Annotated in this window: 10 protein-coding genes; 7 read left to right on the top strand and 3 right to left on the bottom strand. The window is 61.6% G+C overall.

The genetic code is table 11. From position 1 onward, the window contains the following. Positions 1-108: 108 nt before the first annotated feature. Together DXC79_RS01155 and DXC79_RS01150 are read right to left on the bottom strand one after the other, a co-directional pair. Positions 109-1620 carry a nucleoside hydrolase-like domain-containing protein gene (locus DXC79_RS01155; protein ID WP_117634543.1) on the bottom strand — a complete coding sequence of 504 codons (1512 nt, stop codon included), beginning with the start codon at positions 1618-1620 and terminating at the stop codon, positions 109-111. A 266-nt stretch (positions 1621-1886) separates the two neighbouring features. Further along, a complete protein-coding gene (locus DXC79_RS01150; RefSeq protein ID WP_117634541.1) occupies positions 1887-3224 on the bottom strand; it encodes a prolyl oligopeptidase family serine peptidase in 1338 nt (445 codons plus the stop codon). 490 nt (positions 3225-3714) lie between these two features. Between DXC79_RS01150 and DXC79_RS01145 the strand changes: the two genes are divergently transcribed. From DXC79_RS01145 to DXC79_RS01115, 7 genes are all read left to right on the top strand, one after another. Next, positions 3715-5142, top strand: coding sequence for a PTS transporter subunit EIIC (locus tag DXC79_RS01145; RefSeq protein WP_117634539.1), 1428 nt, complete (start codon positions 3715-3717; stop codon positions 5140-5142). Positions 5143-5350: 208 nt separating this feature from the next. Continuing rightward, the gene (locus DXC79_RS01140) at positions 5351-6664 is read left to right on the top strand and encodes a DUF4038 domain-containing protein (RefSeq protein ID WP_117634777.1); all 1314 of its coding nucleotides are present in this window, start codon (positions 5351-5353) and stop codon (positions 6662-6664) included. Positions 6665-7003: 339 nt separating this feature from the next. Continuing rightward, on the top strand, positions 7004-8548 hold the full coding sequence (locus DXC79_RS01135; RefSeq protein ID WP_158550934.1) for a helix-turn-helix transcriptional regulator: 1545 nt from the start codon (positions 7004-7006) through the stop codon (positions 8546-8548). A gap of 145 nt (positions 8549-8693) precedes the next feature. Then, the gene (locus DXC79_RS01130; protein ID WP_117634535.1) at positions 8694-9143 is read left to right on the top strand and encodes a hypothetical protein; all 450 of its coding nucleotides are present in this window, start codon (positions 8694-8696) and stop codon (positions 9141-9143) included. 20 nt (positions 9144-9163) lie between these two features. After that, on the top strand, positions 9164-10723 hold the full coding sequence (locus DXC79_RS01125) for a zinc ribbon domain-containing protein (protein ID WP_147327461.1): 1560 nt from the start codon (positions 9164-9166) through the stop codon (positions 10721-10723). Positions 10724-10799: 76 nt separating this feature from the next. After that, the gene (locus DXC79_RS01120) at positions 10800-11555 is read left to right on the top strand and encodes a hypothetical protein (RefSeq protein WP_117634531.1); all 756 of its coding nucleotides are present in this window, start codon (positions 10800-10802) and stop codon (positions 11553-11555) included. Between the two features lie 35 nt (positions 11556-11590). After that, entirely contained in the window at positions 11591-12277 is a 687-nt protein-coding gene (locus DXC79_RS01115; RefSeq protein ID WP_117634529.1) for a hypothetical protein, read from the top strand. A gap of 79 nt (positions 12278-12356) precedes the next feature. On the opposite strand, the gene mgtA is transcribed toward DXC79_RS01115, so the two are convergent. Then, positions 12357-15125 (bottom strand): magnesium-translocating P-type ATPase, encoded by a 2769-nt coding sequence (mgtA, locus tag DXC79_RS01110; RefSeq protein ID WP_117634527.1) that lies wholly within the window; start codon positions 15123-15125, stop codon positions 12357-12359. Positions 15126-15392: the final 267 nt, after the last annotated feature.

The following is a 15392-nucleotide window of genomic DNA, read 5'->3' as shown; positions in this document are numbered from 1 at the left end:
GAGATTGTCCGCTCTCGTTGTTTGGGTGTCCAAAAATCCCCGCTCGTTTGACGCCTGGGGACACTCTTTGCCGAATGCGGCGGCTGCCGAATGTGGGCGCCGCCCTTGCTATGCCACGGTTACGGCGATTTGGGCGTAGCGGGTGCAGGGGCGCTCGGCGCGCGTCTGGACGGTGAGGGTGAGCACAAGGCGGTCGCCGGGTCGCGCGTCGGCGGGCACGATGAAAGCGGTGTCTACCGTGCATTCTTGCCACATCGACAGATCCTGGACGCCTGCATAGCTCGATGGGTCTACGGCCACATCCCAATGTGCATCGAAGCCCTTGCCGTCGGGGTCGACGATGGTCGCTGTAAGGTTGACGCGCTCGCCGGCTGTGGCGCTGCGGTCGGCAGTGACCTCGACAACATGCGCCGGATGCGAGCAGATGGCCGGATCATGGGCACACCATTGCGCGCGGGCGGCAAAGTCTTCCTGATAGGCACGCAGATAGGGATTGAGATTGTCGTCTGCGGGCGTGCCGATGGAGGCAAAACCGGCGGGCGCGTTCGCATCGGGATGCCCATCAAAAAACATGCGTCCCAGCAGCGTATCGAAGCCGCGGTCGTCGATACCGCGCAGGCCAAACGGCAGCAGCGGAATATAGGTCATGCTGTCGCCTTCGGCCATAAAATCGCCGCGCTCAAACTGCATCGCGGGCATGCCTTCCAGGCCCCAATCCAGACGGGCATGCTTGCCAAACTGAAAGCGCTCAGGCTCGTTTTCGTAGACCTTACCATCGCCATAGAGCATATAGCGTGCCATGAGGGGGCCGTTGCCCTGCGTGAGATTCTGCTCGGGCCAGGGAGCCTTAAACAGCGGCAGCGTATCGGGCTGAGCTGTTTTGGCGTCGAAATAGTTGCCATACATATAGGGCGTACGCCAAAAGATGAGCTCGGGAAAGAGCTCGCGCCCATGGTCGAGCCACGAGTTGTCCTGTCCCACGCCATCGGCAACGCCCATCACGCGCACCTTCTGATAGACCTGCTGCTGCACGGCGGGCCACTCGGGCGTGGCGCGATAGCGCTCGGCAATACTCATGAGGGCGCGAACGATCGTATTCATACCACCCCAGCTGAGCAACCATAACGTACGCGGATCATCATCCAGAATCGCCTGCGCAATTACGCGAGACCCCTCAGTTTCCTCAGTCACATCACCCTCAAAGGCAACATTTCCCACAAAGGTGCGCTCGATCATCTGGGCGGGCGTGGGAAACGGCGGCTCACCGGCAGCGGCCGCATTTGCCTGCAACTGCGGCCAAGCCTGGGCATATTCATTACTCCAGAGACTCTCAATCCAATGCTCGGGAAACGGCCGATACTCACGAAGCTCGCCGGCTAGCGGATCGGGCTCATGAGGCACAACAGCCCACTCATAAGAGCGCCGCCCTTTGGTCCGCCAATGCGAATTCACCTCGCCGAGCGTATGAACCCCATCCCCAAGAAAGTGATACTGCGAAGCCGTATACACCACAGCCTGAACATCAAGCAAGTTGAGATACAGAGCCAAATGAACAAGTGAGTTCATATCATCGACTTCCATATCAGTGGTAACAATCACTCGAGTCAACTTCTGGGACATAGGAACAGCTCCAATCAAAATCAATTCAGCCAGTTACGCGCAAGGCAAGACGGGACCCACGCCCCCATCGCCCGCGACCCGGCGGCCCGCCGGAAGCGGCCGACCAGCGTTTCGAACAACGTTAACTTAGGGGGCTCTGACCTTTAGTTTTGTAAACATTCCGCAGCGCGAGCCCCGCTTATCCGATGCTCCGAAGGAGCAGGATAAGCGGGGCTCATGCGCGAGGACGTTTACAAAACTAAAGGTCAGAGCCCCCGATGGGATGGTTACCTCGAAACCCTGGCCGACCACTCCCAGCAGCCCACCGGCTCGCCGTCGATGAGTACGTTGCCCCCGTCGAAGTCTTGATAACACAGGTCGTTGAATTGGTGGATCCACACGCCGTGGTTGAACGTCTTCTTGGCCGAGCCGTCGGCCTCGCGATACACGCCGGTCAGGTCCTCGACATGGCTAAAGTAGGTGAGATGCACGTTGGCGCCGGCACCGCGCAGGCGCGCGAACAGCGGCAGCACGGTCTGTTGCGGTGACACAAGCTCGTCGCCCTTGGAGTGCGTAAACCACAGCGGCGTCTTGGCGAGCGCGGCCACGTCCTCGTCCGTGGCGTTGTACCACGGGGCGCAGCAGGGAAGGCCCGCGGCGAAGAAATCGGGGTAGTCGGCGCACAGGCGCAGGGTCATAAAGCCGCCGTTGGAAAGACCGGCGACCACGATGCGGTCGGTGTCGATGCGGTCGGCATGCTCGGCGACAAACTCGTCGATAAGCGCCTTGAGCACGGAGGAGTAGATGCTCTGGTTGGAGCGACCGAGTTGTTCGACGCCGTTGTCCATCCAAAACGTGGGCGACTGCGGCACGAGCACCCAGGCAAAGCCGCCAAAGTAGCGCTGGATCTGCGCCTGGCTGATGGCCGTCACGCGGTTGCCGATATAGGCGCGCGTAGCGCCTTCGCCTTGCGTGGCGCCCTTGCCCTCGCCGGCGCCGTGCAGATACACCACGAGCGGTGCCCTTTGGGGCACGACCGTCGCCTCGGGCGCAAAGGGGTTGAAGCATGCCGAGTCTTCGGCCTTAAAGGTGGGCTCAAAGAAGCCGTATTCGAGCGCGATGCCGTCGACGGCGGTCTTTTGCGTGGCGTTGCTCCAGCCTTTGAGCGCGGGGCAGATATCGCCACGGCAGGTGTCGAAGACCAGGCCGCAGGTGGGATCGTCGCCGTCGTTGCCGGGAAGAGCTGTGAGCTGCGTGATGCGCAGCTGGTCATCGAGCATGCGCGAGCCCATGACGCCGCCTTCGATGGTCTTGGTCAGGCGCTGCTCGGCGACCTCGAGCGCCACATGGGTGCCCACGGCGAGCTTACGTCCGTTCTCGTCGCACGGATATGCGGCGAGAATGTCGATGTAACCCACGGAGGGCGCGGCATGGTCGGCGCCGCGCTCCTTGCGCATCAGAACCTCGCCCGAGCGCTCGTGACGCTCTACATATATATGGAAGGTGTTCGCGTCGATGTCGTTGGCGCGCACGGTGCAGGGCAGGTCGAGTACGACCTTGCTGATCCAGGGGCCAAAGTCGCCCAAGGTGGTGACGGTTGCGTAGGTACACAATTTGAGCTCCATGAGCTGCCTCCCTTACGCCGCGAATACCTGGCATCTGCGGCAATACAAACTAAACATGTTTAGTGTAATCTAGAATTGAAGAATAACCAGATGAACTCGGTAAACGGCAAAATTGAACACGTCGTGAGCTACTAAACATATGTTTACTAGCTTCTAGCAGGGATTCTGTTGATGAGTTAACAGATCAGTGAGGTGTTCATCAAAATAAAATCCCACGTAAATGGCTATATATCAATAGAGGGTCAAAGAGACCGTTTCCCGCCATTCAAATACGTTCACCCCCGATTACCTACCGTTCACCGGACTGTAGACGGCAAAATTGCCATAAATTCGGCGCTCCGTGTAAACTAAAGCCCGTAAACGTTCAGTAAACACCTTGTTTACAAAAGCGTATCCAAGGGTCCGGCAACCGTAAGGGGTTATAGTCGCCGGGCCAAAGGCGTGCCTAAGCCCAAGGGGGCTGGCACACGAAGATATGGGGAGGGGTCCCATGGCAGTAGATAACAAGCAGATTGCCACCGATGTCCTCGAGCTCGTGGGCGGTGCGGAGAATGTTTCCGTCGCCACCAACTGCATGACGCGCCTGCGTCTGACGCTCAAGGACAACAACAAGGCCGACGTGGAGAAGATCAAGAAGGTCAAGGGTGTTCTGGGATGCCAGTTCGCCGGCAGCCAGCTCCAGGTCATCATCGGCCAGAACGTGCCCAAGGTGCTCGCCGAGTTCGTCGCCATCTCCGGCGTCAAGCAGGGTGCCGCCGTCGACGAGAACCTCGATGCTTCCAAGCAGAAGTTCGAGCTCAAGAACCTGCCGAACATCATCCTTGACTATCTGTCGGGCTCCATGACCCAGCTCATCCCGCTGCTCATGGCCGGCGGTCTGTTCCGTACCATCGCGGCCGTCCTCGGCCCCACCATGCTCGGTGTGCTCTCGGCCGACGACCCGACCTATACGTTCCTCTACACCACGCTGTACGAGGCCACGTTCACCTTTATCCCCATCTACCTGGGTTATGCCGCGGCTAAGAAGCTCGGCGCCAGCCCCGTGCTCGGCATGCTGCTCGGTGGCGCCCTCATGGCTCCTTCCGTGGTGAGCGTCGCCACCCAGGAGGGCGGCGGAATCATCTCCGTCTACGGCATCCAGATCGCCGCTGCCAACTATCAGCAGTCCGTCCTGCCGATCATCCTTTCGGTGCCCGTCCTCTACTTCATCGAGAAGTTCTTTAAGAAGGTCATGCCCGACGTGCTCTCCACGGTCTTCACGCCGTTCTGCACCATGATCGTCACCATCCCCATCGCCTTCATCGTCCTCGCCCCGATCGGCAACGAGATCGGTACGCTGATCGCTAACGCCCTCTTCGGCCTTGCTGACCTTGGCGGCATCGGTATCCTGATCGTCATGGCCGTCCTCGGTGCCTTCTGGCAGCTCTTCGTGGTCTGCGGCATGCACATGCCCGTCATCCTGCTCGCTCAGGTTCAGATCATCGCCGCCGGCTACGATCCCTTCGTCTTCGTTTCCACCAACTGCGCTATGGCCGCTGTCTGGGGCTGCGCCTTCGGTGCCTTCCTCAAGATGAAGAACCCCGACGAGAAGTCCCTTGCCATCGGTTACGTCATCTCCGCCATCGCCGGCGGCGTTACCGAGCCTGCGCTCTTCGGTATCCTCATGCGCTTCCGTCGCACCATGCTCGGCATGTTCATCGGCGGTGCCATCGGCGCTGTGTTCTCCGGCCTCATGGGTGTTACCTACTACCTCGCAGGCGGTGCGTCCAACTTCCTGGTCTTCACCAACTACCTGCAGGGTGGCCAGATGAACACCGTCTGGGCTATCGTTGGTATGGCAATCTCCTTTGTCATCGCCGCTGCCGTCGTCTTTGCCTGCGGCTTCTCCAAGGAGGAACTCGCCGAGATGGAGGCCTAAGGCCAAACCGTTCGGTCACATATGACCTCACCTACACGACAGGGCCCCGTCAGGCGTAAGCCCGGCGGGGCCCTTCTTGCAAGGTAGACTGATGGGGCGGACGGTATTCGCCCGCGATGGTTTGCCAAGCGGCGGGGGCTTTCGCGCGGGGTTACCGCGAAAGCCCCCGGCGGTTCGCAAATCCTTTATCAAACGAAAGGACATGCAGATGAGTTTGGGAAAGCTGACCGTCAACGGTCGCCAGGATGGCTTTTTGTGCGAGGGCAAACCGTTCTTCTGGTTTGCCGATACGTGCTGGAGCGCATTTACGAGCATCGCCGAGAACGACTGGGATTACTACCTGACCCGCCGTGCCGAGCAGGGCATGAACGCACTGCAGATCAACACGCTGCCACAGTGGGATCGCTGCTGCCCCGACCTGGGCATTTGGCCCTATGCCAGCGAGGACGGCGTGCACTTTGATTGGTCCCGTCCCAACCAGGCGTACTGGGATCGTGCCGCCGCCATGTGCCGTGCTGCCGTCGAGCACGGCATTCGTCCGGCGCTCGTGCTCATGTGGTGCAATTACGTGCCCGGTACCTGGGGCGCCAAGATCGCCGAGCGTTGCGGCGCCGAGGTTATGCCGCGTGAGGAGGTTCGCGCCCACGTTGCCCGCGTCGTCGAGAACCTGGGCGAGTTCGACCCCGTCTACGTGGTGACGGGCGATACCGACTTTGCCGGCGACGAGGCGATCGCCTATTACGAGGACGCCCTCGACGAGGTCGTCAAGCGCGCGCCCGAGGCACTGCGCACCATGCATATCAACCGCGGTAACCGCACCATTCCGGCGCAGTATCTGGACCGTCTGGACTTTTATATGTTCCAGCCCGGCCACAACTACGAGGGCCAGCCCGAGGCATGGCGTCTGCCGCAGGACTTTATCGCCAACTATCCCAAAAAGCCGATGGTCAACTCCGAGCCTTGCTACGAGCAGATGGGTGCGTCGCGCAACGTCTACTGGCGTTTTACCGCGCAGGATTGCCGCGCGAGCGTATGGTCGTCGATTCTTGCCGGCGCCAGTGCCGGCGTGACCTATGGCGCACACGGCGTGTGGAACTGGCAGACATCGCGCAGCCAGGGCTCGGTCCTGGGCGAGGGCTTTGACATGCCCTTCCGCTGGCAAGAGTGCCTGCAGTTTGCGGGTGTGTGGGACTTTGGCGCGATCGAGCACGTGCTTGCCGCCCTGGGCGCTACGGCTGCCGACGATGCACTTGCCGTGGTTCCGGCGCAGGAGCTCCTCGACGACGCGCGCGAGTCCATCCGTGTGGCGCGCGTTGGCGATCGCATCGTCGCGTACCTGCCGCGTACCACGGCGCTCAAGTTTAAGCTCGACGGCGCGCGTGGCTGGACGGCGACGGTCCTCGACATGGAGGACAAGCGCATCGCAAAGCTGCCCGTCCGTGACAACGGTGACGGCACCGTGCGCGTGGCGCAGCATCCCTTTGAGCACGACGCGCTGGTGATCCTGGCCCCCGGGCGCTAACGGCTCTTCTCCAACATTTACAACCCAGTCCCTTTCATTAGGCTGCGACGGAATGGTTCCTGCATGACGGCTTTAAGCTGCCAAGGGGAGCCATTCCGTCGCACTCTTTGTTTACTCATTGGGGACGTACTTAAATGAGTGCTTAAATGAGTGGCAGTTGGAGGGCACTCCTTGTCGAGCTGCAAGCCGCGCGCGCCCCTTCTGGGTCATGCGGCTCAAAATCGCGGCGTCATGCAGACGGCTGGGGTCGAATTTGCAACATTTCGAACTTGGCTTCGATATTGAGATTGGTTCTTTATTAAAATGGTGTTCCGGACAACAAAGCGGGTGGGGGTTACCATGAGGGACCTGGGAGACACAACCGCATATTTGCGCCGGGGCATGCGGGAGATTCTGTGCCTAGCGCTGTTCTTCTTCACGTTTTTGGCGTGCGAGTATTTCTTTGATGCGCGCATGGCCGAGTTCGTGCCATCGAGTGAGGTCGTCATCTACGAGAGCATCGTTGTCGGCGCGAGCGTGATTGGCTTTTTCGTGCGCCCATTTCTGTACTATCGCCGTCCCCAGACGATCGATGCGACGAGCGATATTACGGGCGTGCTGTTGGTATCGGCGTTGCTGCTGATGATTATGGCAGTGCGGTTTGAGGTAGTAATTGCCGGCGGCCTGGTGGCGTGCTGCGCCCTGGGCTATTGCGGATCGACCGCCCATGCCAATCTTGCGCGGCGTTTTGCGCAGACGCCCTGCCTGGCGCGCACCGTGGCGGTTTCCTATGCTGTGGGCATTTTGGTGCAGGTGCTCAACCATATGGTGATGCCTGCGGGCATTCCCCAGCAGTCTGTTCTCATTGCCTGTGCGATTGCGCTGGTGGGGCTGCTTCACGGTGTCCGCCGCGCTAAATTGCGTGATGAGCCTGCGCCCGAGTTCGAGGTCGAGATTGCCGAGCTATCGGTCGATGCGTCGGAGCGTGGCGCCAGGTGGCACGATGACCCCGAGGCAAAGGCGGCCTTTCAGGGTGCCGTGGTGCGTCTGACGGTGGCGACCGCTTGCCTCACCGGCGTGTTCGCGGCCCTCAATGCCGGCCTTACGACCTCGCATGCCGCTGGCGCTATCGATCTGGGCGACTGGCCGCGCTTGCTGCTGGTTGTGAGCGCCCTTGCCGCCGGCGTCCTGTATGACCTGCGTGGGCGTTCGTATATGAATATCATCATGACGTGCGCCGCCATGCTGTCCACGCTCTCGTTCTTTGTGCTTATCACCGATGGCAACGGTGGCAACGCGCTTGCCGCCACGATTATCTTTTACCTTGGCACGGGCTTTTTCGTGGTGTTCTTCACCGCGAAGTTCGCCGCGATTTCGATGTATGCCCGCTGGGCGTATCTGTGGCCGTGCATGGGCCGTGTTATCAACAACGTTTGCTCGATACTCGTGACGGCTCCGGCGGTGGCGATTATCTCGAGTCAAAACGTGCTGGCGGCAGTGAGCGTCGTGCTCGTGCTGTTTGTCGGCATCGCGATTTCGCTGTTAGGGCAGTTTAGACAAGACGGTGAAGGCGAGGCGACGCACGGCGGGCTGGCGCTTGCCACCGACGATCTTGGCGTGAGCTGTGAGCCCGGCCAGGCCGACACGGTGCCCCTGGAGGCGCCGGAACTTTCGTTTGACGATCGGCTCGATGGCTTCGTTGCCGCCTTTGGGCTCACCAAGCGCGAGCGCGATGTTCTGGAGGCGCTGGTCGTTTCGGACGACAGCGTGCAGGACGTGGCGGCGGCACTCTTCCTTTCGCGCTCCACGCTCTATCGCCACATCGCTTCGATCAACAAAAAGACCGGTGCCTCCTCGCGCGTAGCCCTCATCAACTTCTTCTGGTCCTGGACACCCCAAGACTAGCTAACCACCACAAAGGGGACAGGCACCTTTGTGGTGGTTTTTTACCTGCAAAAATATGAATATGAGACATTTGTCACCTGCCGTTTTGGTGCTCAAAGGCATATGAATGTGATGCTGAGCAGAGCAGAACGGAGGGGGTGCACCTATGGCGTCTCGGGGTTGCGCGTCTAATATAATTGCGGGCGCGCTTATCGCCGTGGTGGTCTTTGCCGCGGCGGTGACACTCATGCGAGTTTACGTTGCCGGCGAACATGGCGCTCAGGGAAAGACTGCCGCGCAAGTGTCGCTCAACGATTGCGCTGCCGTTCCGGTGGCGGTCAAGCTTATCGAGGACGGGGAGGCGCGGACGGCCTATGAGACCGACGATGCCGAACTGGTCGCATCGACTTTTGCCGCGCTCGATGGCTGCACCGTGGGGGATGCGGTGGATGAGCGGACGAGCGATGCCGGCCGAACGCTCGTCTTTGTCTATACGGATGGCTCGGAGCAATCGGTAGAACTTGAGGGCAAAAACATCGTGCTCGATAAGACGGCGTATCGACTTAACGGTGCCGATGAGTTATGGCGGCAGCTTGCCGCAATCAAAAACAGCTAACGAAATTAGGGATGTACGGGATGAGTGACTTGAGATTCTGCCCGGCGTGCGGGGCGCAGCTGCCTCGGGTCGCCGGCGTGCCGGTGCGATTTTGCCCGGGGTGCGGCGTCCGACTTGAGGGCGTTGTGGGCTACTCGGGCGCCGTGGGGGCTACAGATGGGGCGACTGCCGATGACGATGCGGACGAAGGCGGCGACCCGAGTGTGGACGCGCCGGCCGATGCGCCGGTGGAGACTGCCGGCGTCGCGTCGTCTCGTGGCGCAGCCACGACGGATGCGCCTCACATCGGTGACCTTGAGCTTCATGCCGCATGCGATACCTCTGGCGGCCAGGCGCTCGCGCAGGTGACGCTGCCGCGGGGCTGGCATATTGAAGAAGCGCATCTTGAGCGCAGCGGCAGTTTCGACTGCCCGATTTCGGTTGGCGTGACGGCGGCGGGTCCGATGGGTGAGCGGATTATGTACCGCTCCGAGCTCTGCTACGTGGATGCGGGCGCCGTTGCCAAGCGTATCCCCACGCAAACCGAACGCAAGGTGTTTGTGCACGTGGAGGCAGCTTGCGACGAGCTGGCTCAGGCCTGTGCAGCACGGCTGGGCGCGCGGGCAGAGGTTGTTGCCGAGCAACCGTACCCATCGAGCGCGGCGGTCGATATCGAGCGCGAGCGTGCCCGCGTAAAGCGCGAGGCGGCAAACGACTTTGCAATCGAGGGCTTTTCGATGGAACCGAGTGATGTGGTCTATGAGTGCCGCATGCGTCGATATCGGCTCACGGGCGCTCCGGTGCCCACCGAGCTCGCGGTGGCGGCCAAAGTCGAGGGCTATATGTTTTCAATCGGCGGCGTCGCGGGTTCTATGGGTAAAGGTGTTGCCGCTGGGGCCGAGGCGCTGCTGGGCGCGGGCCTTTCGAGTGGGCTGATCGGCGGTGTTTTGGGCAAGCGCCTGCGCGAGCGCCAGGCGGCGGCAGCGGCGGGACAGGGCGTCGCGCAAGAACAGCCCACGGGTCGAGGCGGTTGCCCGGACGGAGCGTCGTTCGAGCTGGGTGCGGCCGACCTGCTGCAGTGGCGTATCAGGGACAGCTTCTGTTTGGTTGCGCCAGAAGGTCGCCTGGACGAGGCGGCCTCCACGGCGCTTGCATCAATGGCGTCGACTCTGCGGCTCAATCCGGCGATTGCACGCGAGGCGTCAGCTCAAAAGCAACAGATGGTGCTTGAGCAGCGCCAACGCACGCAGATGAACATTGCCCAGCAGCAACAGCAGTTTGCAGCCTGGCAACAGATGCATGCCTCGCAACGGGCGGCGTTCGACAGCTACCAGCAGGCGTGGTTCGATCGCAGCGACCGTCAGCACGCCGCGAATATGGCTGCCAGCGCCGCCAATTTTTCCAGCGCGGGCGTGGGGACGGGCACCGCTTCGTATTCCGATGCCATTCGCGGGGTCAACCATTACACCAGACCCGACGGCACCGATGTCGAGGTCTCGGTGATGGCCGACCAGGCCTGGGTCAACGGTTCGGGCGATGTGATCGGTACACGCGATGGTTTTGAACCCGGTTTTGGCTGGACGGAACTGCCTCGTCAATAGCGTGGGGTGGCTTATGTGTGAATCGATGCCGGGTGTGTTTCTCGGCATTGTGCTAAAGAACGGGAAAGGAACAATGATGAGGGAGACGGTACTTTCGCGCACGGCATTTGTCGCGGCGGCGGGAACGGCGCTGCTGACGCTTGTGGGGTGCGGCGGACAGCGGACGCAGGATGCGACGGGTTTTAACGACGACCGCCCGGTAAAGGACAAGATGGACGCGGGTGCGACGTCGGGCGATTCCGGCGACGCGGACCGCGGTCCGGGCGCGGACAGCGGCTCGGCGGATGCGTTCGATACGTGGTCGGATGATTGCTGGGATGCGCACCGCAACATCAGCATCGCGGCGCTCCTCGAGCTTAAGGGCTGGCAGTTGCAGGAGTTTGCCTCGCAGCAGGGCTATACCTGGCAAGACGCGCTCGAGATGTACGAGGACGAGGCGGGACATGTGCTCAGCGTCTGCAATATCAGCAAGGACGGCGCGACCGAATGGCTCGGCGAGGACGAAATCGGAAAGCTCGACAAGGGCGGCACCGGAAGCACCGTGATGTTCACGCTGCAACTTTCGGGCTATTCGAGCTGCGAGGATGTTATCGCGGGCTTTTCTGTGCCGGTCGAGGACCGGGCGCAGATTACTTCGGGCTCATGGATCGCGTGCGTATACGGTTCCAACATGGCGCGGCACGTTGCCATGGCGAGCCCGATGGAAAACGGTGACTACCGCTTGGATCTCATTACCGAGGAGGCTATCAAGACCGGTAGGTTTACCCAGGGCGGCGGTGCTCCGACGATAGACGAATTTTGGCAGGAAAAGACTGGACGCGCGCTCGGCTAGGTGCGACGTGGCCAATACCATAGCGAGGAACGAGCATGATGAATGAAGTGACGATGAACCGTGCGGCCTTTGTGGCAGGCGCGGGTGCGCTGGCTTGTGCGCTGGCTGGCTGCTCGGGCGGATTGGGCGGCGCGGGCGGTGCCAAGAAGGCGACCACGGCGGACGCCGCCTGTGTAGACGACAACGCCAACGTGACGGTCTATGCTGCGATCAACTTGGACGGCGCCGACCTGGTGCGCCTGCTCAAGCATCAAAACTATGAGTGGCAAGGCGAGAGCGTGGGCTACGGTGCCGCCGATGACGCGGGACTTTTCGCTTTTACCTTTTCTAAGATTTCGGATGACGTGGACGAACTTGCGAACAGCGCGATACCGCTTTCGGAGTCCGAGTACGAGGAACTTGAGCCGGGCGGCGGAGACGATAGCGTGGCGATTTTGCTCTCGGTGGGCGGCTATACGACGGGCAATCGTGCGCTCACCGGCGCAATCGGCGATGCGGCGATAGTGCAGGAGAAGTGCACAATCGACGATTCCGTGTATTGGCTGGTCAAGGCGCTCGACGGCAGCCGTTACGTGATTTCGGCCTACGACACCGAAGATGATGGCGACAGCGCGCATGACATCTATATCTATAGTGAGTCTTTTATTCACACCGGTTATCTGAGCGGCGGCGACCAAATCGATATTGACGAACTCTGGAGCCGCCTGACCAATGCCTCGTAGCGCACCAAAACCACCACAAAGGGGACAGTGAGGCGGGACTTTTTGACCGCCTGATGGGTCGAGCGTAACAACTCATGCGTTACAGCAGCTCGCCGTGGCGGGCGATGTAGCGGCGCTTGGCCAGTTGGGTGAGCGCGATGTAGGCGGCGACAATGCCGATGAGCAGCGCGAAGAAGATTGGCGGCAGCGGCATGAGACCCAGCGCATCGGCGATGGGGCTTGCCGGTAGCCAGGTGACGAGCACCAGGCCCAGCACGGTGAGGAGGCACAGCGCGGGCGCGGCGTGGTCGCGCGGGCGTGGCAGGCGCGGGGAGCGCAGCATGTGGACCACGAGCGTCTGCGACCACATGGACTCGACAAACCAACCGCTCTGGAAGAGCGCCGTAAAGGCCGCCATGCCTGCGACGTCGCCTATAGCGGCAAGCTCTGCCCAGCTTGCGCCCACGGCGGCGGGGCACACCACAAAGAAGAGCGCGGCGAAAGTCACGATATCAAACAGTGAGCTCACGGGACCCAACTCGAGCATAAAGCCCTTAATGGACGCGGCATCCCAGGCGCGCGGACGGGCAGTCCAGGCGTCATCGACGGTGTCCCACGGCAGCGCGATGCACACGATCTCGTAGACCAGCGACAGCAGCACCAACTGCAGAGCGCTCATGGGCAAGAATGGCAAGAACAGGCTCGCGACGGTCACGGATAGCACGTTGCCAAAGTTGGAGCTCACCGTGGTCTTGAGGTACTTGAGCAGGTTGCCGTAGGTGCGGCGGCCTTCGATGATGCCGCGCTCGAGCACGCCCAGGTCTTTCTGGAGCAAGATGATGTCGGCGGATTCCTTGGCGATGTCGACGGCCGAATCGACCGAGATGCCGCAGTCGCTCGCACGCATGGCGGCGGCGTCGTTGATGCCGTCGCCCATAAAGCCCACAGTGTGGTCGAGCAGCTCGCGCATGACGCGCACCAGGCGCGCCTTCTGCAGTGGCGAGAGCTTGGCGAAGAGGTGGGTGTGCTCGGCGCGCTCGGCAAGCTCGGCATCGTCGAGCGCATCGATCTCGGAGCCCAGCAAGACGTTGCTCGCGTCGATACCGATCTGCTTGCAGATGGTGGCGGCGACACGGTCGTTATCGCCGGTCAGGACCTTAACGGCGACGCCCTTGGCCTCGAGGGTGGCGACGGCGCCCGTGGCACTTGCTTTGGGCGGATCGAGGAAGGCCAAAAAGCCCATCAGCACCATGTCGCACTCGTCGGCGATGCCAAATTCGCCCACGCAGCGCGGATTGGTCTTCTGCGCCACGGCAATCACGCGCAGGCCCTCGGCGTTGAGCCCGGCGACCTGCTTGCGAATCTGGGCGAGCTTATCTTCGGTGAACGGCTGGGCGGCGCCGTCGACCTCGACAAAGGAGCAGATCTCGAGCATTTCCTCGGCAGCTCCCTTGGTGACCATCTGGGTTTTGCCCTGGGCGTCGGCGACAACTACGCTCAGGCGGCGGCGCGAGAAATCGAAGGGCACCTCGTCGACCTTGGTATAGCGGTCGCGCAGGCTCTGGCCCAGCATAGAATCGGGCACGACGGTCGAGGGCGTCACATCGGCACGGTCGATGACGGCCAGGTCGATAAGGTTTTTGAGGCCGGTCTGGAAGAAGCTGTTCAAAAACGCATGGCGCAGCACGCGCGCATCCTCGTTGCCGTCGGTGTTGAGGTAGCGCTCGAGCACGATGCGGTCTTCGGTGAGGGTGCCGGTCTTGTCGCAGCACAGGACGTCCATCGCGCCGAGGTTTTGGATCGCCGGCAGCTCCTTGACGATAACCTGGCGGCGGGCGAGGTCCTTGGCGCCCTGCGACAGGCTCGTGGTCACGATGACGGGAAGCATCTGCGGCGTGATGCCCACGGCCACGCTCGTGGCGAACAGCAGCGCGTCGATGACGTTGCCCTTGGTGGCGGCGTTGATGGCAAAGACGGCCGGCGCCATAACGAGCATGAGGCGTACGAGCAACATGGAGACGCTCGAGACGCCGCGGTCAAACGCGCTCTTCTCGCCGCGCCCGTTGAGTATCTTGGCGATGCCGCCCAGGTAGGTGTCCGAGCCGGTGGCAACGACAAGCGCCATGGCGGTGCCGTTTTGCACGGAGGTGCCGGTAAAGACGATGTTCTTGCAGGCAGAGAGTGGTAGCGCGGAGCCGTCGGCACCCTCGACGACGGTGATGGCAGCGGTCTTCTCGACGGCCTCGCTTTCGCCGGTGAGTGCGGACTCGATCACAAACAGGTCGCGCGCGGTGATGATGCGGGCATCTGCCGGCACCATGTCGCCGGCAGAGAGGCGGATTACATCGCCGGGGACGAGCTCGTCGAAGGGGATCTCGACGCGCTCGCCGTCGCGCAGGGCACAGCAGGTGCTGGAGACCAGGTCCTTAAGGGCCTCGGCCGCATTGCCGCTGCGGGCTTCCTGGATAAACTTCATGCCGCCCGATACCAGCAGCATGATGCCGATGACGATGACCGTGGAGGGGTCACGCTGCAGCTCGGGCACGGCGAGCACGTCGATGTAGAGCGAGACCAGTGCGAGGGCGGCGAGGATGCCAGCGAAGGGATCGACGAACGCGTCGGCGATGCGGCGGGCGAGCGTCTTGGTCGGCGCTTCGATGGTGTTGGGGCCGACGGCGCTCAGGCGCTCGGCGGCGTGCTCGGCGGTGAGGCCGTCGGCTGTGGCGTCGAGCAGCACGAGGGCATCCTCGGCGCTATGGGTGGCGGCGAATATGGTGTTCTTGGACATGCCGGTATGAGCGGCGGGGCGCGCCGTGCGGCGGCGCTTGGAGATGGCTTCGAGTACCGTGGCGGTTTTGAGCATCAGCATAGGGTCCTCCTTGTTGAAGGGAGTTAGCGTACGTGTCGTATGTGCTTCAAAAAACCTAGATGTCGCTCACGTCATGCTTTCGAACCACCACAAAGGGACAGGCACCTTTGTGGTGGTTTTGACGATCGGTTCGTGGCGCTTATGCGTGTGCGGAATCCTCGCGGCGTGCCGAGGGCGACATGCAGGTTTTTCGACTATGACTGCCTTCCATGGCACACCTCCTTAAGGCCGAGCGCTGCGCGTTTTGGGTATCTCGTACCCGTTACA

It is taken from the genome of Collinsella sp. TF08-11AT (assembly GCF_003437035.1).
Lineage (GTDB): Bacteria > Actinomycetota > Coriobacteriia > Coriobacteriales > Coriobacteriaceae > Collinsella.
Note: the sequence above shows the minus strand (reverse complement) of the source record. Positions and strands in the feature narration are given on the sequence as shown.